This window comes from Flavobacterium sp. GSB-24 (genome assembly GCF_027924665.1).
Classification (GTDB): domain Bacteria; phylum Bacteroidota; class Bacteroidia; order Flavobacteriales; family Flavobacteriaceae; genus Flavobacterium.
This window is the reverse complement of the sequence record NZ_AP027043.1, coordinates 1,999,063-2,019,717: the sequence shown is the minus strand read 5'-3', so window position 1 is coordinate 2,019,717 and position 20,655 is coordinate 1,999,063. Positions and strand designations below refer to the sequence as shown.

The 20,655-nt window shown below is 32.3% G+C and carries 18 protein-coding genes and 4 tRNA genes; 2 read left to right on the top strand and 20 right to left on the bottom strand.

From position 1 onward, the window contains the following. Positions 1 to 13: 13 nt before the first annotated feature. The 12 genes from nusG to QMG60_RS08970 all read right to left on the bottom strand — a co-directional run bounded on the left by nusG (position 14) and on the right by QMG60_RS08970 (position 6,404). A complete protein-coding gene (gene nusG, locus QMG60_RS09025) occupies positions 14 to 565 on the bottom strand; it encodes a transcription termination/antitermination protein NusG (protein WP_057117057.1) in 552 nt (183 codons plus the stop codon). Between the two features lie 10 nt (positions 566 to 575). Beyond that, on the bottom strand, positions 576 to 773 hold the full coding sequence (gene secE / locus QMG60_RS09020; RefSeq protein WP_008466927.1) for a preprotein translocase subunit SecE: 198 nt from the start codon (positions 771 to 773) through the stop codon (positions 576 to 578). Between the two features lie 19 nt (positions 774 to 792). After that, a tRNA-Trp gene (locus tag QMG60_RS09015) sits at positions 793 to 863 on the bottom strand. A 59-nt stretch (positions 864 to 922) separates the two neighbouring features. Next, positions 923 to 2,110, bottom strand: a complete 1,188-nt coding sequence (tuf, locus tag QMG60_RS09010; protein ID WP_057117058.1) for an elongation factor Tu — start codon at positions 2,108 to 2,110, stop codon at positions 923 to 925. A gap of 55 nt (positions 2,111 to 2,165) precedes the next feature. Beyond that, positions 2,166 to 2,237: transfer RNA gene (locus tag QMG60_RS09005), tRNA-Thr, on the bottom strand. Between the two features lie 81 nt (positions 2,238 to 2,318). Then, positions 2,319 to 2,399: transfer RNA gene (locus QMG60_RS09000), tRNA-Tyr, on the bottom strand. Between the two features lie 60 nt (positions 2,400 to 2,459). Next, positions 2,460 to 2,533: transfer RNA gene (locus QMG60_RS08995), tRNA-Thr, on the bottom strand. Between the two features lie 90 nt (positions 2,534 to 2,623). Then, positions 2,624 to 2,926 (bottom strand): ribosome-associated translation inhibitor RaiA, encoded by a 303-nt coding sequence (gene raiA, locus QMG60_RS08990; RefSeq protein WP_057117059.1) that lies wholly within the window; start codon positions 2,924 to 2,926, stop codon positions 2,624 to 2,626. A gap of 33 nt (positions 2,927 to 2,959) precedes the next feature. Beyond that, positions 2,960 to 3,853, bottom strand: coding sequence for a tyrosine-type recombinase/integrase (locus tag QMG60_RS08985; RefSeq protein WP_281867550.1), 894 nt, complete (start codon positions 3,851 to 3,853; stop codon positions 2,960 to 2,962). Positions 3,854 to 3,949: 96 nt separating this feature from the next. Then, positions 3,950 to 4,144, bottom strand: a complete 195-nt coding sequence (gene rpsU / locus QMG60_RS08980; RefSeq protein WP_026730435.1) for a 30S ribosomal protein S21 — start codon at positions 4,142 to 4,144, stop codon at positions 3,950 to 3,952. Positions 4,145 to 4,357: 213 nt separating this feature from the next. Further along, positions 4,358 to 5,500, bottom strand: a complete 1,143-nt coding sequence (locus QMG60_RS08975; protein ID WP_281867548.1) for an acyl-CoA dehydrogenase family protein — start codon at positions 5,498 to 5,500, stop codon at positions 4,358 to 4,360. A gap of 13 nt (positions 5,501 to 5,513) precedes the next feature. Continuing rightward, positions 5,514 to 6,404: a helix-hairpin-helix domain-containing protein gene (locus tag QMG60_RS08970; RefSeq protein ID WP_281867547.1), complete on the bottom strand. Its 891-nt coding sequence runs from the start codon at positions 6,402 to 6,404 to the stop codon at positions 5,514 to 5,516. Between the two features lie 273 nt (positions 6,405 to 6,677). On the opposite strand from QMG60_RS08970, the gene QMG60_RS08965 reads away from it, so the two are divergent. Beyond that, on the top strand, positions 6,678 to 8,144 hold the full coding sequence (locus QMG60_RS08965) for an amino acid permease (RefSeq protein ID WP_281867545.1): 1,467 nt from the start codon (positions 6,678 to 6,680) through the stop codon (positions 8,142 to 8,144). 49 nt (positions 8,145 to 8,193) lie between these two features. On the opposite strand, the gene QMG60_RS08960 is transcribed toward QMG60_RS08965, so the two are convergent. The 7 genes from QMG60_RS08960 to QMG60_RS08930 all read right to left on the bottom strand — a co-directional run bounded on the left by QMG60_RS08960 (position 8,194) and on the right by QMG60_RS08930 (position 18,867). Continuing rightward, positions 8,194 to 8,421 (bottom strand): PspC family transcriptional regulator, encoded by a 228-nt coding sequence (locus tag QMG60_RS08960; protein WP_008466940.1) that lies wholly within the window; start codon positions 8,419 to 8,421, stop codon positions 8,194 to 8,196. Between the two features lie 84 nt (positions 8,422 to 8,505). After that, positions 8,506 to 9,777, bottom strand: coding sequence for a DUF2851 family protein (locus QMG60_RS08955; RefSeq protein WP_281867543.1), 1,272 nt, complete (start codon positions 9,775 to 9,777; stop codon positions 8,506 to 8,508). A 76-nt stretch (positions 9,778 to 9,853) separates the two neighbouring features. Then, positions 9,854 to 10,336: a 3'-5' exonuclease gene (locus QMG60_RS08950; RefSeq protein WP_281867541.1), complete on the bottom strand. Its 483-nt coding sequence runs from the start codon at positions 10,334 to 10,336 to the stop codon at positions 9,854 to 9,856. Between the two features lie 80 nt (positions 10,337 to 10,416). After that, on the bottom strand, positions 10,417 to 11,778 hold the full coding sequence (locus QMG60_RS08945) for a pyridoxal-phosphate dependent enzyme (protein WP_057117065.1): 1,362 nt from the start codon (positions 11,776 to 11,778) through the stop codon (positions 10,417 to 10,419). A 47-nt stretch (positions 11,779 to 11,825) separates the two neighbouring features. Next, positions 11,826 to 13,811 (bottom strand): putative porin, encoded by a 1,986-nt coding sequence (locus QMG60_RS08940; protein WP_281867539.1) that lies wholly within the window; start codon positions 13,809 to 13,811, stop codon positions 11,826 to 11,828. A 250-nt stretch (positions 13,812 to 14,061) separates the two neighbouring features. Next, positions 14,062 to 15,576 (bottom strand): SusD/RagB family nutrient-binding outer membrane lipoprotein, encoded by a 1,515-nt coding sequence (locus QMG60_RS08935; protein ID WP_243839310.1) that lies wholly within the window; start codon positions 15,574 to 15,576, stop codon positions 14,062 to 14,064. Between the two features lie 3 nt (positions 15,577 to 15,579). Beyond that, positions 15,580 to 18,867 (bottom strand): SusC/RagA family TonB-linked outer membrane protein, encoded by a 3,288-nt coding sequence (locus QMG60_RS08930; RefSeq protein WP_134139585.1) that lies wholly within the window; start codon positions 18,865 to 18,867, stop codon positions 15,580 to 15,582. 441 nt (positions 18,868 to 19,308) lie between these two features. Here QMG60_RS08930 and QMG60_RS08925 point away from each other — a divergent pair, with 441 nt between their 5' ends. Next, the gene (locus tag QMG60_RS08925; protein WP_281867538.1) at positions 19,309 to 19,974 is read left to right on the top strand and encodes a ribonuclease HII; all 666 of its coding nucleotides are present in this window, start codon (positions 19,309 to 19,311) and stop codon (positions 19,972 to 19,974) included. Between the two features lie 43 nt (positions 19,975 to 20,017). Here the strand turns inward: QMG60_RS08925 and QMG60_RS08920 are convergent, their stop codons facing one another. After that, positions 20,018 to 20,608: an NAD(P)H-dependent oxidoreductase gene (locus QMG60_RS08920; protein WP_134139582.1), complete on the bottom strand. Its 591-nt coding sequence runs from the start codon at positions 20,606 to 20,608 to the stop codon at positions 20,018 to 20,020. Positions 20,609 to 20,655 lie beyond the last annotated feature (47 nt).

Below are 20,655 nucleotides of genomic sequence, written 5' to 3'. Positions count from 1 at the left end.
GTGTAACAAAAAATTATACTTTTTCTACTTGCATAAAGCTTAATTCTAATGGTGTTTTTCTTCCGAAAATCTTAACCATAACCTCAAGTTTACGCTTCTCTTCATTGATTTTTTCAACAGAACCATTAAATCCGTTAAAAGGACCATCAATAACCTTAACAGTCTCGCCAACACTAAATGGTATAGATCTTGTATCTGTATTTACAGCCAATTCATCTACCTTACCTAACATACGGTTAACTTCAGATAGTCTCAAAGGAACAGGTTCCCCGCCTTTAGTCTCTCCTAAAAAACCAATAACACTAGTAATTGACTTAATAATATGAGGTATCTCACCAACCAAGTTGGCTTCGATCATAACATATCCAGGAAAATAAACTTTATCCTTAGACATTTTCTTTCCCTCTTTTACAGTAACTACTTTTTCTGTAGGCACTAAAACCTGGGAAACATAATCACCCATACCTAATCTGGCAATTTCAGTTTCGATATAAGCTTTGACTTTGTTTTCTTGTCCGCTTACAGCTCTAACTACATACCATTTTTTCACATTATTATCTGCCATCACAAAAAAATTATCCTTTTAACCAGTTAAAAAATCCAGCCAAAGCTTTTGCAAAAAATTCATCTACTCCCCATGTTGCCAAAGCGAATAAGATAGAAAATACAGCCACAACAATTGTCAATTTTTGAACTTCAGCCCAAGCTGGCCAAGTAACATTTGACTTTAACTCTTCGAAAGCCTCTGATAAATAATTAGTAACTTTTGTCATTTGATATATTTTTTTATTGCACGGGCGGAGGGATTCGAACCCCCATCAACGGTTTTGGAGACCGCTATTCTACCCTTGAACTACGCCCGTAATTAAAAGCCAGTGACCTCATTTAAGAAAGTCAACTGGCTTTTTAATATTTATAGAAATTATTCTAAAATTTCAGTAACCTGACCAGCACCTACTGTTCTACCACCTTCACGGATAGCAAAACGTAAACCTACGTTCATTGCGATTGGGCTTAATAAAGCAACCTCAATTGTCAAGTTATCACCCGGCATTACCATCTCTACACCTGCTGGTAAAGAAATAACTCCTGTTACGTCAGTTGTACGTACGTAGAACTGTGGACGGTAGTTATTGTGGAATGGAGTGTGACGTCCACCTTCTTCTTTTTTCAAGATATAAACCTCAGCTTTGAATTTAGCGTGTGGTTTTACTGAACCTGGCTTAATAATAACCATACCTCTTTTGATATCAGCTTTATCAATACCTCTTAACAATAAACCTACGTTATCTCCAGCTTCTCCTCTGTCAAGGATTTTACGGAACATCTCAACTCCTGTAATAGTAGAAGTTAATTTTTCAGCTCCCATACCAATGATTTCAACAGGATCTCCTGTATTAGCAATACCAGTTTCGATACGACCTGTAGCAACAGTTCCACGACCTGTAATTGTAAATACGTCCTCTACTGGCATCAAGAATGGTTTAGCTACGTCACGTACTGGCTCTTCGATCCAAGCATCAACAGCATCCATCAATTCTAAAATTTTAGGAACCCATGCAGCATCATTATTCAATCCTCCTAAAGCAGAACCTTGAATAACTGGACCATTATCTCCATCATATTCGTAGAAAGATAATAAATCTCTAATTTCCATCTCAACAAGCTCTAACAACTCAGCATCATCAACCATATCCACTTTGTTCATGAAAACAACGATTCTTGGAATACCAACCTGACGACCTAAAAGGATGTGCTCACGAGTTTGTGGCATTGGACCATCTGTAGCAGCAACTACTAAGATAGCTCCGTCCATTTGAGCTGCTCCAGTAACCATGTTCTTTACGTAATCCGCGTGACCTGGACAGTCAACGTGAGCGTAGTGACGGTTAGCTGTTTCATACTCTACGTGTGATGTATTAATAGTAATACCTCTTTCTTTCTCCTCTGGAGCGTTATCGATTTGATCAAACGATTTTGCTTGACAGTAACCAGCATCTGACAATACTTTAGTAATTGCAGCAGTTAATGTAGTTTTTCCGTGATCCACGTGTCCAATTGTACCTATGTTTAAGTGCGGTTTGGAACGATTAAAATTCTCCTTTGCCATTTTACTTAATTTTTAATCTTAGTTATATATTAATTTTCAATTTCCTACTTACTTGAGCCAATGTCGGGATTTGAACCCGAGACCTCTTCCTTACCAAGGAAGCACTCTACCCCTGAGCTACACCGGCAGAGAGTTCTGATTTTAGATTTCCGAATTTAGATTTCAGATTTTCAAAATCTAAAACCCAAAATCTCACCTTCTTTTTTTGTGGGGAGAGCAGGATTCGAACCTGCGAAGTTCACACAGCAGATTTACAGTCTGCCCTCGTTGGCCGCTTGAGTATCTCCCCTAATTTTTTAATTCCATTATTTTAAGAACGAATTTCAAATCGCATTTGAAACTTTTTTTGAGCCGATAGAGGGACTCGAACCCACGACCTGCTGATTACAAATCAGCTGCTCTAGCCAGCTGAGCTACATCGGCGAATGCATTAAAAAAGTCCGCTATTTCTAACGGACTGCAAATGTAGGTATTTTATCTTTTAATCAAAACATTTTTTAAAAAAAATTTCAATTAAATATGTGCTCTTATTTTTTCTTTCCTTTTTACAAGCAAACGTTCTAAAGATTCTGCAGAAAGCTCAACCGCCTCCTCAAATGTCTTACACTGTTTTTTTACCAAAAAATCATCACCAGGAACATTAATCTTTATCTCTACCACCTTATTTTCTTTATCACTTGTTCTTTCAACTTTTAAAAAAACATCTGAAGAAACCACTCGATCGTAGTATTTTTCTAACTTATCCATTCTTTCCTGAATAAAATCGACCAATTTTCTGTCGACAGTAAAATTAACTGCATGAACATCTACCTTCATAATACAAATTTTAGGATTTAACATTTAGAATTATCACTTATTTCTAGGATGCGCACCTTTATATACTTTTTTAAGCTCCGCCAAACTATTATGAGTATAAACTTGCGTAGACGCCAAACTAGAATGCCCTAATAATTCTTTAACTGAATTCAAATCTGCCCCATTATTCAATAAGTGAGTTGCAAAAGTATGACGAAGCACATGCGGACTTTTCTTCACCTTTTCTGAGACCCTACTAAAGTATGAATTTATTAATCGATAAACAAAAGATTCACTCAATTTTAACCCTTTTTTCGAAATAAAAAAATAGTCTGAATCTACAATATTATCCAAACCATCTCTCTCCTTTATATAAGAATCAATTTGATCTACTATAATTGGTAAAATAGGAATAATACGTTCTTTATTTCTTTTTCCTAAAACTTTTATAACACCAGCCGAACGATCAACATTTTTAATCATTAAATGAATTAATTCAGCACGACGCATTCCTGTAACATAAAACATTTCAACAACAAGCTTATCACGAACTTCTTCAAAACCTACCGGGACTTCAATTTGACTTAATAAATCCTTCAATTCTTTTTCAGAAAAAGGAACCTGAACAACTTTTGGCGTTTTTAAAGCCTTATGTTTCAACATCGGATTAATCTCAATCTGTTTTGTTTTTAAAAGGAATTTATAAAATGCTTTTAAAGAAGCCATCTTTCTATTAACAGAAACATTAGAAATATTTTGATCAACCAAAAAAACAATCCAGCTCCTAACCTGACTATAATTTACAGCATCAATATTATCCTGATCAAAAGATTCAACAACAAAAGACTCAAAAGAAACAATATCATTTAGATACGCCCCAACCGTATGAGGAGAATATTTTTTCTCTAACAAAAGATAATCCCTAAAAGCTTCTTTATTTGTTTTCATCAAAATTGAATCTAAAAATTAAGCACAAAAAAAACCGTTAGCATCAAAATTAAAACATTTTGACCACTAACGGTAATTATTTTTGAAAAGCTAATACTAACTCTCTAAACTATCTTTCAAGCCTTGGATGTAAGCAGCTTTTTGAATTTGAGCTCTTTTGATAACAGAAGGCTTAATAAAAGCAGTACGTGCTCTTAATTGACGAACAGTTCCTGTTTTATCAAATTTTCTTTTATAGCGCTTTAATGCTCTATCGATATTTTCTCCGTCTTTAATTGGTATAATTAACATAATATAGACACCTCCTCTCGTTAAGGCTGCAAATGTAAATATTAATTATGAATTATGAGTTATAAATTACGAATTATTTTTAAAAAGAGAGAAAAGATGATAGAACAAAGAAAATAGACATAATATTCTTTATTCTTTATTCTTTATTCTTTATTCTTTATTCTTTATTCTTTATTCTTTATTCTTTATTCTTTATTCTTTATTCTTTATTCTTTATTCTTTCAATAAATTTCTTGAAATAACTAATTTTTGAATTTCAGTTGTTCCTTCTCCTATAGTACATAATTTTGAATCTCTATAAAATTTTTCTACAGGAAAATCTTTTGTATAGCCATATCCTCCATGAATCTGAACTGCATCATTCGCTATTTTAACACAAGCTTCTGAAGCATACATCTTTGCCATAGCTCCGGATGTAGTTACTGGTTTATGCTGTTGTTTTAAGAAAGCTGCTTTGTGCAGTAATAACTCCGAAGCTTCAATCTCAGTTGCCATGTCTGCCAATTTAAAAGAAATACCTTGAAAGTTACTTATCGGCTGACCAAACTGATGTCTTTCTTTTGAATATTTTAATGCTGCTTCATAAGCTCCTTTTGCTATTCCTAAAGATAAAGCTCCGATGGAAATTCTTCCACCATCCAAGATTTTCATAGCCTGAACAAAACCTTGTCCCACTTCACCTAATCTATTTTCATCCGGTACTCGGCAATTATCAAAAACTAACTCTGCAGTTTCGCTTGCTCGCATCCCTAATTTATTTTCTTTTTTTCCTGACGAAAAACCAGCCATCCCTTTTTCAAAAACAAAAGCGGTCATTCCTTTAGAATCACCTTTTTCTCCAGTACGTACTATAACAACTGCTATGTCGCCAGAAATTGCATGAGTTATGAAATTTTTTGCTCCATTTACAATCCAATGATCTCCGTCTCTAACGGCTGTTGTATTCATTCCTCCTGCATCAGAACCTGTATTATGTTCTGTTAACCCCCATGCTCCTATATATTCTGCCGTAGCTAATTTTGGAAGCCATTTTTTCTTGTGTTGTTCATTTCCGAAGGTTAAAATGTGGTTAGTACATAAGGAATTATGTGCCGCAACTGATAATCCTATTGAAGGATCTACTTTTGAAATTTCTTCAATTACAGTAACATATTCGTGATACCCCAAACCTGAACCACCATATTCTTCGGGTACTAGAACTCCCATAAAGCCCATTTCGCCAAGTTGTTTGAACAATGGGATTGGAAAAATCTGCGATTCATCCCATTCCATTATATAAGGTTTTATATTTTTTTCAGCAAAGTCTTTTATCGACTGCGCTATCATCTGCTGTGTTTCGTTGTAATCAAAATTCATTAGTTACTTTCTTTTAGAACTCCAAATATAAACTAATTATTTTTGCTTTTTCAACAGGAAAATCTTTAATTTTTGCTAAATCCTCAATATTATTAAAATTTCCATTCATGCTTCTGTACGTGACAATCTGTTTTGCCAGTGTATATCTGAAATATGGAAACTGGGATAATTCTTTTAAAGAAGCATTATTTACATCTATTTTTTTTATAGTTGAGGGAATAACAACTTTAAAATGGCTCTTTAGCTCAGTTATAACCTCTGGCGAAAGCCCCCAAACTTCTTGCATTTGGTCCATTGACACAAAACATCCTAGAATTTCTTTCTGCTTTAGTATTCTAGACGATAAGCCTTCTCCAATTCCATAAATTTTTATTAGATCTTCTTGTGTTGCTTTATTGATATCTAATACTTCAAACTTCTCAACTTTTTTTGAAAAGCTCTTCGCAGTATATTCTGTTTTTTCTGTTTGGAAACGTGTTTTATTCTGAACCCAATCTGGGAATTTAAATAAAGGAGAAATCTTATTTAATAATGAATCTGAAACTCCCGTAACCTTTTGAAATTCTTCTGCTGAATTTACATATTTATTTTCTTTACGAAATGCTATCAGGCGATCAATTTGTTCAACTGACATTCCAAGTTTATATCCTTTATAATCCGAAATAAAATTTGGATTAAATAGATAATTTACTGGCTTACTATTTTGTTTAATAGATTTTTGTTCATCAATATCTGATTGATAAGCCATCCATTCTTCTTTATTAGGGCTTTTGGTTTCTGAAGTACTAAAATCTGAAAACAAGTAGAATAATTGCAATGATATTATAATTATAAACAGGATTAAGATTCCTGTTCGTTGATGCTTTGTAAAATGCAAATACTTATTTAAATGTGTGAAATTCATAAACAAAAAAGAGTTTCAAATTTATTCAAAATTAAAAATCAGAAAAATCTTTCAAATTTATTAAGAAAATTAGTAAGAAAATAGTTTTTAAAAAAATTATCAAATCTGCTACAAAAGAGCAATTAATTTAATGAATATCAATACTTAAAGAAGCATCCTTGAGAGTCCTTTAAAAAAAATCAATAATTTATAACTTAAAACATGATATTTGTTTTTATTTTTTACAAAAAACAATACATTTGGAGCTTAATAACAATAAACCAATATAATAGTATGTCAATTTGGAGAGTTAAACCAATATCTGCCTTTGAGGCCGATATAAAAAAAAGTAATTTAAAGAGAGTCCTTGGAAAATGGAGTCTTACTGCGATTGGAGTTGGTGCCATTATCGGTGGAGGAATTTTTGTACTTACCGGTACTGGAGCTTATTATCATGCAGGTCCAGCATTAGCTGTTTCGTTTATTATTGCAGGTATTGCCTGCGTTTTTGCAGCTCTTTGCTATTCTGAATTTGCGTCAATTTTACCTGTAGAGGGATCTGCTTATGCATATGCTTATGGTACAATTGGTGAAATTTTTGCCTGGATAATTGGCTGGGGGCTTATTCTCGAATATGCAATGGGATCCATGACGGTCGCCGTTTCCTGGTCGGGATATTTTAATAAATTGCTCAAAATGTTTCACATCAAACTTCCTGACTGGCTTACAACAGATCCAGCAAGCTACACTGGAGAAGGTTTCTCTATGAATCTTCCAGCTTTTTTGATCGTTATTTTAGTTATTTCATTACTTATTAAAGGTACAAAAAGTGCTGCTAAAGCCAATAATGCAATTGTTATTCTTAAAGTTTCTGCTGTAATCTTTGTAATTATTGCGGGTCTTTTCTTTATTAATACTGCAAATTGGCACCCATTTATTCCTGAAGCTACTCAAATTGTTGAAAAAGAAACTACTCATAATGCTTACGGAATTGGAGGTATTGTTTCCGGAGCTGCGGCGATTTTCTTTGCTTATGTTGGTTTTGATGCTGTTTCTACGCAGGCTGGAGAAGCTATTAATCCTAAAAAAGATGTTCCGTTTGCGATCATTGCTTCTTTATTAATCTGTACAACTTTATATATTCTTGTTTCTTTAGTTTTAACAGGAATGATGAATTACCAAGATTTTAATCCGCTAGGAAAATATCCAGAAGCTATTAAAGCACCAGTTGCTTATGCTTTTGATATCGCCGGACAAGGATGGGCAGGCTTTATTATTACTGTTGCTGCTACTATCGGTTTAGTTTCTGTATTGATGGTAATGATTATGGGACAATCTAGAATTTTCCTTGGAATGTCTAAAGACGGCTTAATTCCTTCTGTTTTTTCTAAAGTAAATCCGATTTCTGGAACACCAAAAACCAATTTAATGATCTTAGGAGGTATTATTGCAACAGTTGCTGCTTTTACACCAATCAATAAATTAGCAGATATGACTAGTTTTGGTACTTTATTTGCCTTTACAATGGTTTGTATCGCTGTTTGGATTTTAAGAGTTAAACAACCTGAATTAAACAGAACTTTTAAAGTTCCTGCTTTACCTGTTATCGCAGTATTAGGAATCTCAATTAATACTTACCTAATTATCAATTTGAGTTTAGACGCTCAATTATTATCATTAGGATGGCTTGTTATTGGTATTCTAGTTTACTTTGGATACAGTAAGAAAAGATCGAAACTTAACAACGGAATCGAAGAATAAAAAATACTATTTCAATAAAAAAGCTCCAAATGAAAATTTGGAGCTTTTTTTATAAATCAAATACTGATGTTCTTTTTGAGCGAATTAAATCTTTTAATCTAATCCAAAAAGCGAGAGTCAGGTAAACTCCAAATCCTAAACCTGCTGTCACAAAAGATATATAAATAAAAAATAGTCTTACGCTTGTTACACGCATTCCTAGTTTATCTGCCAATCTTGAAGAAACATGAAAACCATATTTTTCAAAAAAGAATTTAAGTTTTAAAATAGCTGACATTTTTTATTTCAGATTTTAGAATCATTTACCTCTAAGAGGAATTACAAATGTACAAATTATCTCATTATCCTATTATCTTATTTTCTAATTGCTTTTAAGTAATTCTAAACCTAGTCCGCATTTTAAACATGCTTTCTTATTACAATATTCATTTTTAAGCTCTAATAAGATCTGGCTTTCAAACGCATTTTTCGACTTTATTCCAAAAGAATCAAACTTATCTATTATTGCATTTTTTTCGGAACCTACTTCATTCATAAAATCAATCAAATCTTCTGCTATAGATTCTCCCATTATATTAGAATAAGCAAATTGAATTGGTATTATTGTATTTATAACTATCAAATCTAAAAATGATTTTGATACTATTTTTGCTTTCTTCGGACTTTCTTTATCAAATTGATAATGGTCTTGCCAATAAGGACTTACTGAAACATTCAATAATTCGTACACGTTCTTCAACGATTTTAATTCAATTATTTTAGAAAACAAATTTTGATGTTTATGATATAAACCTCCCAATTGTGAAAGTCGAATCGTAGGGAAATTATCAGGGCGAAGTTTAAAAAATTGAACAGGATCAATGAATGTTTTCTCTAATTGATATTTATGGAGTAAATAAAAATACCTAAATTTTAGATCCTTATAATAAACATCTTCTTTTTCTGAATCTAATAATCCTGCAGTTCCAAAAAGCAATGCTTCTAAATTTTCTATTTCAAAACTCTCCTTTCGGATAATTGAAAATGGAATTGCTTTTGATATTTGTAAAAATGAAGTTCCGTTTGTATTCAAACCAAAATTCTTTGCTAAAAGGCAAAATAAAACTGCTTCCCAATCTTGATTTGTCTGCTCTAATAGATCATAAACAAACTTTGATTTTCGTTCTAAACGTTCAAAAAATAATCTTTCCTGCCAGCTTTTAAAAACAAAATCATCGATATTTTTTATTTGTTTCTCGCATGAAATCCAAGTTTTTGGAGAAAGCAATTCCCTATAATTGTTTACTACATCTTTTGAAACATAATCTTTTAAAACCAAAACAGGAATCTCGGTATTATTTTCTCTAAAAATTGGAGTATCATTTTCCCAAACTACATGAAGAATTACATTTTTATAAGCTGGATCTTTTTCGTGATTGTGCAGATACCAATCAGAAGATTTTAAATGTATTTCTACATTGCCTGCCCATTTTTGATTTCCAATTTTAATTTGGGCATTAAAAAAGTCAGGTCCAGAAAGTTCTAAATAATCTCCCGTTTTAATAATGGTAATTAACTCACCTTGAGCAGTTTTTAAATCCAAGAGATCAAATTTCTTGAATTTCCAGAGATAATGAAGGAAGTCTTCTTTCATTTTAGATTTTAAAGTATAATTATAAAATCTAAAAATAATAAAATTTTAATATTATTCTTACAAAATGTATTTTATTTTAGCGAAGCAAATATAATTTAGCACATGCCCTTGCATCAGATAAAGCTTCGTGATGATTTAGCTGAATATTCATTTCACGACAGCAATCACTTAATTTTGTTGGCTTTAAACCTTTAGCTTTATAAATTTTAACTGTACATTCCCACTTTGGCGCAATGCTTAAATCTTCGTAGTTTAAACCGTGAAGCAGCATTGATTTCATTAAAACATTTCGGTCAAAACTTTCATTGTGAGCTACTACAACTCTATTTTTTAATCTTCTTTCAATTTCAGGATAGACTTGATAAAAAGATTTTGAATTAACTGTATCTTTCGGATAAATTCCGTGAACGCGAATTGTAAAAGGATTATACTCGTTATTCGGCGGTTTTATCAATGTCACAAATTCGTCCACAATAATTCCGTTTTGGACTGTAACAATACCCACTGAGCAGGGATGATATCCCGTTGCAGTTTCAAAATCAATAGCTGTAAAATTCATTTTATATTTTTAAAAAGACAAATCCACAAATCTAATTGCCAAAACAATAAGATTTATGGATCAGTTTTATTAGTAACGGCTTATTTTATAGAGCCGATAATATCATATTTTGTAATAATGTGATGGTGACCGTTTCCTAAATCAATTAAAACAGCATCGTTTTCTTTGGTGAAAAGTTTAGAAACTTCTTCGATTGGCGTTCCTAATTTTACAATTGGAAAAGGTTTCCCCATTACATCTTTAATTGGTTTTTCGGCCACATTTTTATCTGCAACATAACTTCTAAACAAGTCAGTTTCATCAACAGAACCTACAAAACCATTTATGTCTACAACTGGAATTTGAGAGATTTTATATTTACGCATACGCTCAATAGCATGCGAAACCAATTCTTCTGTACGAACAACAATTAATTCCTTGTCAATATGATCTTTAATCACATCTTCTGCCTTCGTGATATTTTCTTCTAAGAATCCACGCTCGCGCATCCAGTCGTCGTTAAACATTTTACCTACATAACGGCTCCCTGAATCGTGAAATAGAACTACTACAACATCATCCGGCTTAAATTGATCTTTTAACTGTAATAGTCCTTTAATACAAGCTCCCGCTGAGTTTCCAACAAAGATTGCTTCTTCTAGGGCAATTTTTCTTGTATAAACTGCAGCATCTTTGTCTGTTACTTTTGTAAAGCCATCGATTAAAGAAAAGTCAACATTTTTAGGTAAAATATCTTCTCCAATTCCCTCTGTTATATAAGAATAGATTTCGTTTTCATCAAAAATACCTGTTTCATGGTATTTTTTAAAAACAGAACCGTAAGTATCAATTCCCCAAATTTTAATGTTTGGATTTTTCTCTTTTAAGTACTTTCCAACACCTGAAATTGTTCCTCCTGTTCCTACACCTACAACAAAATGCGTAATTTTTCCGTCTGTCTGTTTCCAGATTTCTGGTCCCGTCTGCTCATAATGTGCCAATGAATTTGATAAATTATCATATTGGTTTACATACCAAGAATTTGGTGTTTCTTCTGCCAAACGCTTTGAAACTGAATAATAAGAACGAGGATCTGTAGGCTCAACATCGGTAGGACAAACAACTACTTTTGCTCCAACAGCACGAAGAATATCCATTTTCTCTTTTGACTGTTTATCTGAAATAACACAAATTAATTTATATCCTTTGATAATTGCTACAAGAGCAAGTCCCATTCCTGTATTTCCAGAAGTTCCTTCGATAATAGTCCCTCCAGGTTTTAGTCTGCCGTCAGCCTCTGCATCTTCAATCATTTTTACCGCCATTCTGTCTTTTACAGAATTACCAGGATTAAAGGTTTCGACTTTTGCTAATACTAGCGCATCAATTTCAGCAACAATTTTATTGAGCTTTACCAATGGTGTGTTACCAATTGTTTCTAAAATATTCTTTGAAAAGTCCATTTTTATTTGAGTTTAATATGTGGTTTTAAAATGAAAGTAAGTTTTTCTTATTGGAAGAAATTCCAAACTAAACCAAAACGCAATACAAAATCACGATAAGGATTATTTGGAGTAGCATAATAATTGCTTTGCGAAAAAGCAGCATTAAAATGCTCTGCTTTTAAATAAAATCTTGTCTGGCGTATTCTAGCATTTACGAAAAAATCGAATGTAGCAAAACCGCCAATCTTTTTATCTTGCTGTACAAAAAATTCTGCAATAACAGGATTATAATCATCTCCATAATACTTAGTCTGATAATTAAATACAAGACCTGTTTGCATGTATAAAGCTTTCTTAAAAAAGTAACCTGAATAATAAAATGTATTTCTAGTTACGAAATCTGGAACATTTAAGATTAAATCTGACTGATCTACTTTTTGGTACAAAAATGTATTATCTAATGCAAAAGGTCCAAATTTAAATTCTCTACTCGCTTTTATCTCTAAATAATTAATAGCGTTTCCATATTGAAATGGTTTTACAATTTGAACATTTCCTGCTTTCTGTTCATCGGTTGCGGCATTTGTAAAATACAAGTGATCTTTTAATACTGTATATTGAACTTGTCCTGTTAACCAAGGCGTCTGAATCTCAGCGCTAAGAGAATTTATTTTTTCGTTTTTAAAATTATTAGACCAATTGTATTCTATCCAGCTGCTTTGGTATAAATTATAATTGTTGTTTGGCAGTTTATTGATGTTACGATATCTAAAATCAAATTTAATTTTATCATTTAGATCATATCTTAACTTCGCATCTAAATCAGAAAGAGATTGATTGGTAATTGATCTAGAATATAGAAATCTACCATTCCATTTGTTTTTCTGATATTCATATTGTCCTCCTACATTATTGATCTGCAAAAACAAATTATCTGGAATTGCTTTTCCTGTGCTGTCAATAATAATTCTAGTATACTTATAATTTGATCTATAATCATCAATAAAAAAATTGAACTTTCCTAGAAGGGAATTTTCATAAGCAAGACCTGCTTTATTATAAAGCCGCTCATATTTGGTCTGATCATTTATACTACTTGCCACATACGAATCTCCAAAACGCTGCACTTGAGTACTATTATTATTGCTATCTGTAACTGTAGAAATTACTGTAGGCTGTTTATATTCATACCCTTTATTCTCATAATTAAATTGATGTGTTACATACAAATTATTATTACCGTTTGTTGGATTTACTCTAAAAGCATGATCAAAAAATAATCTTCTTCCTTTCAATAAAGATTCTGCATCGGTTAAATAAACCTGCAATCTTTGGCGGTTTTTATAATCTTTATTATCGCTTTCAAAGTTTTCATCGTTTGTAATTCCGCCATTTTCTTCATTTAATACATCTTGAAAAGTATAGTGAGCATTTATCGCATAACGTCTGCTGGTAGTTGCATAACTAGTTGTAAATCTAAAATTTCCAGCACTAACCAATTGATTAATATAATCTCCTTCAGATCTCAATCCTCGATAAGCAATTGAGAAATTAAGATTTTTAGAAACGTTTAATGTGATAAAAGAATCTACATTTTGTCCTTTATTAATTGTTGTATTAAAAAACAATTCTGTAAAAGGTGTTGCCGCAGAATAATATCGAATCTGATCTGCTTGGATATAATTAAAATGTTTACCGCTAAAACCTATTTCTGGATACGGAGAAAAATTGGTTAAACTATATTGTAAAGTGTTTAAAGGCTGTCCGATGTTTGAAAATTCCTGATATCCGAAAAGATCTTTTCTAAGGTGATTTTGTCTGTAAGCACTTTTAATTGTCAGCGATGTATCTGCATAAATAGTATCGTGCTCCAGCGTAATAATTTTATATTGGTCTATTGTGGCGATTTTAGCTTTTTTCTTTTTTACGGTATCTGTAATACTTGAATATTCCGTATTCATATCTAAATTATTTTTAGAAGCTGGCTTTTTTACTTGAGAAAACAATAACGTAGGTACAACTAATAGATATAGAAAAATGAATATTCTCATTTGATGGCTTTGTATAAATTTAATTCGACAAAATTTGCTAAGCAAAGGTAAGATAAAAACGTATAAACGAAAAAAACATAATATATAATATGAAACCAGAATCGCTTAGGTCTTTTTGGAAACGAAAACCCCGTATACAAAAGTATACGGGGCTCTCAAAAAAAATCAAAATATTTATTATTCTTATTCCCAAAATGGGTATAATTTACTTTGAATATTAACTTAATTGATATAGATTATATTCTAAAGATTAGAATTTATCCCAGAACAATTTAGTATTTAATAAATCTCCACCAATGTCAGAAGCTGCTTTAGTATAATTTGTTTTATTTATACTTGCTTCTACACCCGGATAAGTATATCTAACAGGCACAGTAAAAATAAGTTTGTTTATAGCTGCTTGAGGTGCTTTTAAAACTGGGAAATCCAATCTTCTGTAAGATGTCCATGCTTCGTATCCTCTGTTATAAAGAGCAAACCATGCTTGATTACCAATTTTTTCTTTCCATGTTGCTCCACTTAACGGATTATTATAATCTACTTTTGGACTTGCAATATAAGCATCAATAGCTGCAGTGCTAGTTACTCCCCAATCTGCCATAGAAGCTTTAATACCTGCTTCGTAATATACTTTTGCCTGAGCAGACCCCCCTGGAATTAAATTTTTCTCAGCAGCTTCTGCTAATAAGAAATTCAACTCAGCGAAATCAAAGATAGTTCCTGGGAAAACTGGATTGTTTAATGTCGATGTTATTTGTGAATAAGCTGTATAAACATTTCCTGCACCATAAGTTCCACCTACAAAAGTTCTTCCTGCAGGAATAACTGGAGCTGGAGAAGTTAGATTAGTAAAATATTTAGGCATCCTTGGGTCACCACCAGGAACAACAGCATCCATAGCAGAAACAAAAGGCTCAGCAGGAATAAAATCAAATCGCTGACTAGTTACTAAATCAGCATATAATGGATTTTGATTTCCTGATGTTGTTAAATAAGTCAATTTTGTATTATCAGCATTACCTGCTAAAGCACCAGAAGCAAGAGCTGCCTGAACTTGAGTAGTTGCATAAGCTGGATCAACATCAGACATATTAACTGCCATTCTAATGATCAATGAGTTCGCAAATTTTGCCCATTTTGCATTACTTGCAGCATTTCCTGAATAGATAATATCTGCTGCACCAAAGTTAGCTACTGTACTGTTCGCTTTTAAAACCGCAACATCTGCACTTAATCTTTTAATAAGATCTTGGTAGATAGTTTTTGCATCATCATAAGCTGGTAAAGGATATTTTTGAATATCAATTGCCTGTGAGTAAGGAACATTTCCAAAAGTATCTACTAATACACTATAAGCATAAGCTTCTAAAATATCTATAAGAGCTAATTTATTTTGCTTAACTGCTTCCTCTGCAGGAGTTGCAGGAGTTGTTGCTGAAATCATAACTCTTGAATCGTGAAAATCAGCTAGAACATCTCTGTACAAAACCAAAAAGTGTGTATCAGGAATTTTTCTGTTTGTAATGTTGTACTGACTTTCATCAGGATAAGTTGTCTCTGTCCATTGTTGTGCAAATAATCTAAAAACATTATTATTCACACTAGTACTAACCATTTGATCGACTAATTTTTTCTCAGCATTTGTAAATAAATATTCCGATTTGGTAGTTGTTGGTCTTTTCGGATCAACATTCATATCTGTAATGTCCTGGCTGCACGAAACCATCATACCTACCACAGACATTAATAAAAGTACTTTTTTCATGATTTAAAATTTTAATGTTAGGTTACAACCGATATTTCTTGTTGTAGGAAGTGAACCTCCTGAATAACCTGATGATAAGTTACCTGAACTTAGACCACTTTCTGGATCTGCATCTGGAAGATTTTTGCTGATGATCCATAAGTTAGAACCTACTAAAGAAAGACGTAAATCATTCAAACCTGCTTTAGTTATAAATTGTTTAGGAAAACTATAAGTAATACTTACCTCTCTTAATTTTACATAACTTGCATCGTAAACAAATGCTTTTTGTGGATTATTATTGTACCCATAGATACTTCCAGCAACTTCAGGACTTGGTGTTCTTGTAGTATTAGGAGTTCCATCTTCATTTACTCCAGGTAAAATAACACCACCACCATTAGCAAGTGTATTTCTTACAGGATTTCCAAGCTCATTGTTTCCTGCTGTAGAAGTATATAAACCAGAACTTTGACCGTAATATTGATCAAGAGAGAAGATATCTCCTCCTTTTTGAACATCAATTAAGAAACCTAAAGAAACTTGTTTGTAAGTAAATTTGTTACGGATACCACCAATCCAATCTGGTGTAACATTACCAATTACATTATTAGTAGTTGCAGTTTGTAAATACACTCCATTTTTAGTTACTTTTTGTCCGTCAGCATTGTAGATATAATCTTTACCAAGGATATCTCCATAAGGATGTCCTTTTGTACCAACGATACTAACACCACCTTGGAATGTACCAATTGTTAAAACATCAACACCTGGTGTTAAAGCTACAACTGTATTTTCATTTTTAGACCAGTTTAGGTTAATATCCCACTGAAAATTATTTGTTTTTAAAGGAGTTAGATTGAATATTACCTCAACACCTTTATTTTCTACAGATCCCGCGTTTACATATCTAGAAGAGTTACCAGTTGCAGTAGAATAATCTACTGGGAAAATTTGATCTTCACTTAAACTTTTGTAAACACTTACATCAAAACCTACTCTTCTGTCAAGGAATTGCATCTCTAAACCAAGTTCTTGCGATGTAGTTTTTACAGGGTGCAAATCTGGGTTATTAGCAGTGTTTGGTCTTGAATAAAGTTGGTTTGAACCAAATGGATTAAATTTGGTATATACATCTTGTAATGCATAAAGATCAATACTTCCTTGTGGATTCTCAGCATAACTTGCTCTTAATTTACCGAAAGTTAACCATGGTCTATTAATGTGGTTTGTAAAAACATAACTTCCAGATACTGAGTATGTATTAACATCGTTATCATCTTGTGGCAACATAGAGAATGCATCATTACGCACTGTTCCTTCTACAAAAAAGAAATCTCTGAATCCTACTGAAGCAGATGCATAAACACTGTTTACCGCTGAATTATCTTCAACCTCAACTGGAAATGGAGAAGCATTTACTGAATTTGATAATGCATAGATTTCCGGAATAATAAGTCCTCCATCTGTAGAAGCTAAGGTAGATGTACGTCTGGTTCTTAAAGCATTATATCCAATCAAACCTGTTAGTGAGAAATCCTCAGTAATTTTTTTATTGAAGTTTAAGGTAACCTGATAGTTTTGCTCAGAAAACATACCTGTATATTTTTGGTATCCTGAACCAACAGCTAAACGGTTAATACCAAATGTTCCTGCCAAGGATCCTACTGCTTTTCTCTCTTCACGTAATTCTGAATAACTATCTGTACTTATTTTTCCTGTAGCGTTTAACCAATCTGTAAATTTATAATCTAATTGACCATAACCAATGAAACGATTTCTTTCGTCAGTTTGGTAATTTCTATATCTTGTAAAATATGGGTTATCCCAATATTTAGGATTTGTATTCCCATTAGCAGGATCTGCCATGTTCCATGAAATATTTTGTCCGCCTGAATTTTGGAAAGCTTCTTTTTGAGATTGAATATCTACGTTAGTTCCCCACCATTGACGGAATAAACCTGCAACGTTATCACCACCATAACCAGTAGTATTTCTACCCATTGTAGTTTGGGCTAAATAATTTGCAAAAACACTTGCAGATAATTTATCTGTTAATTTGTGGTTGAATTTAATACTTGCATTATTTTTCTTCAATTCACTATTTGGTAAAATACCAGTCTCTTTATAATTGTTGTAATTGATAACAAAGTTGCTTTTATCTGAACCACCTTCAAAAGAGATTGAGTTATTGAATGTTTGAGCTGTTTGAAAAAATGTAATTGGACCATTTTTAGCAGCTACCCATGGAGATTTTTGTCCAAATTTTGAAGAATATGGAGAATATGATTCCCAAGTATAAACAGAAAGATTTGGATCAAACGCAACACCGTAAGAAGCATCATCTGTAGTACTTACCACTTGGTTACCATTTTTATCGATAACAAAAAAAGCACCTGTTGGCCCAACTGGAGTACCTTTTGGATTTCCAGCTGCATCATAAGTAGGTCCATAACCTTGTCCGTATTTATTTTGGTAAACAGGGAAAGTCTTTTTATCAACTGAGCCAACTCCAAACTCACTAGATACAGTCACTCCCATACCTTTTTGAGCTTTTCCTTTTTTTGTAGTAATCATAATTACACCATTTCCAGCTTGAAACCCATATAAAGCAGATGCGGCAGCACCTTTCAGTATGTTTAATGATTCGATATCATCAGGATTAATATCCATACCAGCATTACCGTAATCATAAGTATTACGTGCTCCAGCAGTTTGTGCTCCATTACTAGAATTCACATTGGAATTGTTAATAGGCATACCATCAATAACAATAAGCATTTGGTTATTTCCAGTAAGGTTTTTAACACCTCTCGAAACTACGTTTGTAGATCCTCCAAAGTTTGTGTTCTTTCTAATTTGTACCCCAGCAGATTTACCAGAAAGATCATTAAGGAAGTTTGCACCTGTTGTTCCACCCACTAAATCTTGTCCTTTTATTTCCTGAGTAGTATATCCAAGAGCTTTTTTCTCTCTTTTAATACCTAAGGCCGTAACAACAACACCTTCTAACTCAGTAGTATTGCTAGCTAATTTTACATTTAATGTTGTAGAACTAGCTGCAACTTCTTGCGTTTTCATTCCAATGTAAGTAAAAGTCAAGACTTCGCTTGACGTAGCTTTGATAGAGAATTTTCCATCAAAATCTGTTTGTGTTCCAGTTTTAGTTCCTTTAACTAATACACTCACACCTGGTAGAGGCAATCCTGCATTATCGGAAACCACACCCGAAACAGTTCTTTCTTGCGCAAAGGTTAGTTGCGTAATCAGCGCCACCAAGAGCACTAAGAATCCATTTAACTTTAGTTTCATTTTTAAAAATTTTGAATTAGTATCTGGCAAACATCTTAATATTTTCTTAAAATAACAACAAGACAAAATAACACTATATCGTTTTCGTTTTAAACTTACTTCAAAACAATTGTCAAAAACTTACTTTTTTATAAACAAACCTCAAGATTATCAGACATATACGTAAAATTAGAATGGTTCTATTTAATTTATTTTTAACAATAATTTAACATTATTTTAGCAAATTTAATTTTTTATTTAACTCATAAATCCATATATCAGATGTATAAACTGACAAAATTTCATTTTTTTTTAATGTATTTCAAACTCTATTTGTTAAAAAATGTTAATTACATCCATTATTAAGAACTTATTTAACATTTTGTTAATGATTTATTATTTACTCAAACATTTGCAAATCAGAAGAAAAAAATACAATCTTTGTGATTCAAAAAAAATTAAATGCTTCAATTAAATTATTCAGGATTTATTTTAGAAACTGGCACTGATGAAGCTGGCCGGGGATGTTTAGCCGGTCCTGTGACAGCGGCTGCAGTAATTTTACCTCATGATTTTAACAATGAGTTTTTGAATGACAGTAAGCAATTGTCTGAAAAAATTAGAAAAGAACTAAAACCTATAATTGAGGATCAGGCTGTTTGCTTTTCAGTAACACATTTACATGCGGCTGAAATAGATGAAATCAACATCTTAAACGCTTCGATGAAAGGAATGCAGGAATGCATCTTAAAATTGAAACATGTTCCTGAATTTATTATTGTTGATGGAAACCGATCTTTAAATGCCAAACTTGGACTTAAAAATGCTTTTGGAAGACAGTTTTCTGAAGATGAAATAACACTTTTAAAATCGATCCCAAATCAAAGTATTATAAAAGGAGATGCGAAATATTTAAGCATCGCCGCTGCTTCAGTTTTAGCTAAAACCTATCGTGACGAATTTATGGATAAGATTCACGAAGAATTCCCCATGTACAACTGGAAACAAAATAAAGGATATCCAACAAAAGAGCATCGCGAAGCCATTAAAGAATTTGGAACAACAAAATACCACAGAATGAGTTTTAGACTTCTTCCTGAACAACTAGAATTGATTTTTTTAGAATAAAAAAAAGACTTAATTGGATAAGTCTTTTTTTATTGCACTAAAATTAATTAGACAATGTCTTTTCTAAAAACAACATTTTGAGCTGATTCTCCCATTCTAATACATTTTCAACAGAAGGTCTATCTGCTTTATCAAAATAAAAATGGTGTTTAATTTCTAAACCACTATAATTAAAAATACCAGTGTCTGAAGTTAATGTCAAGGCTTTATCCATTCCCATTGTTTTATATTCAGCATTCGATTTTCCATGAGAGTTAATAATAATGGTTTGTTTTCCGGTCAATAGTCCTTTTTGAATTCCTTGATCATATCGATATGCAAATCCATAACTAAAAACTCTGTCAATATATCCTTTCATAATAGCTGGCATTCCAGTCCACCAAATTGGATAAATAAAAATAATCTGATCTGCCCACGAAATAAAATCTTGTTCTATTTTAACATCATCAGCAACCTGTCCAATCCTTTGTCCCTGCATATCTTGCAAAGAAAGAACTGGATTGAAATTGATTTCATTTAAATCACGAACAACTATTTGTTGTCCAGATTTTTCTAAAGATTCTATAATGGTATTTTTGAAAAAATGGTTTAAACTTCCTGAATTTGGATGTGCATAAATAATTAAATTTTTCATGTTTCTATTTTTAAAGATTAACATGACAAATGTAAAACGCACATTTG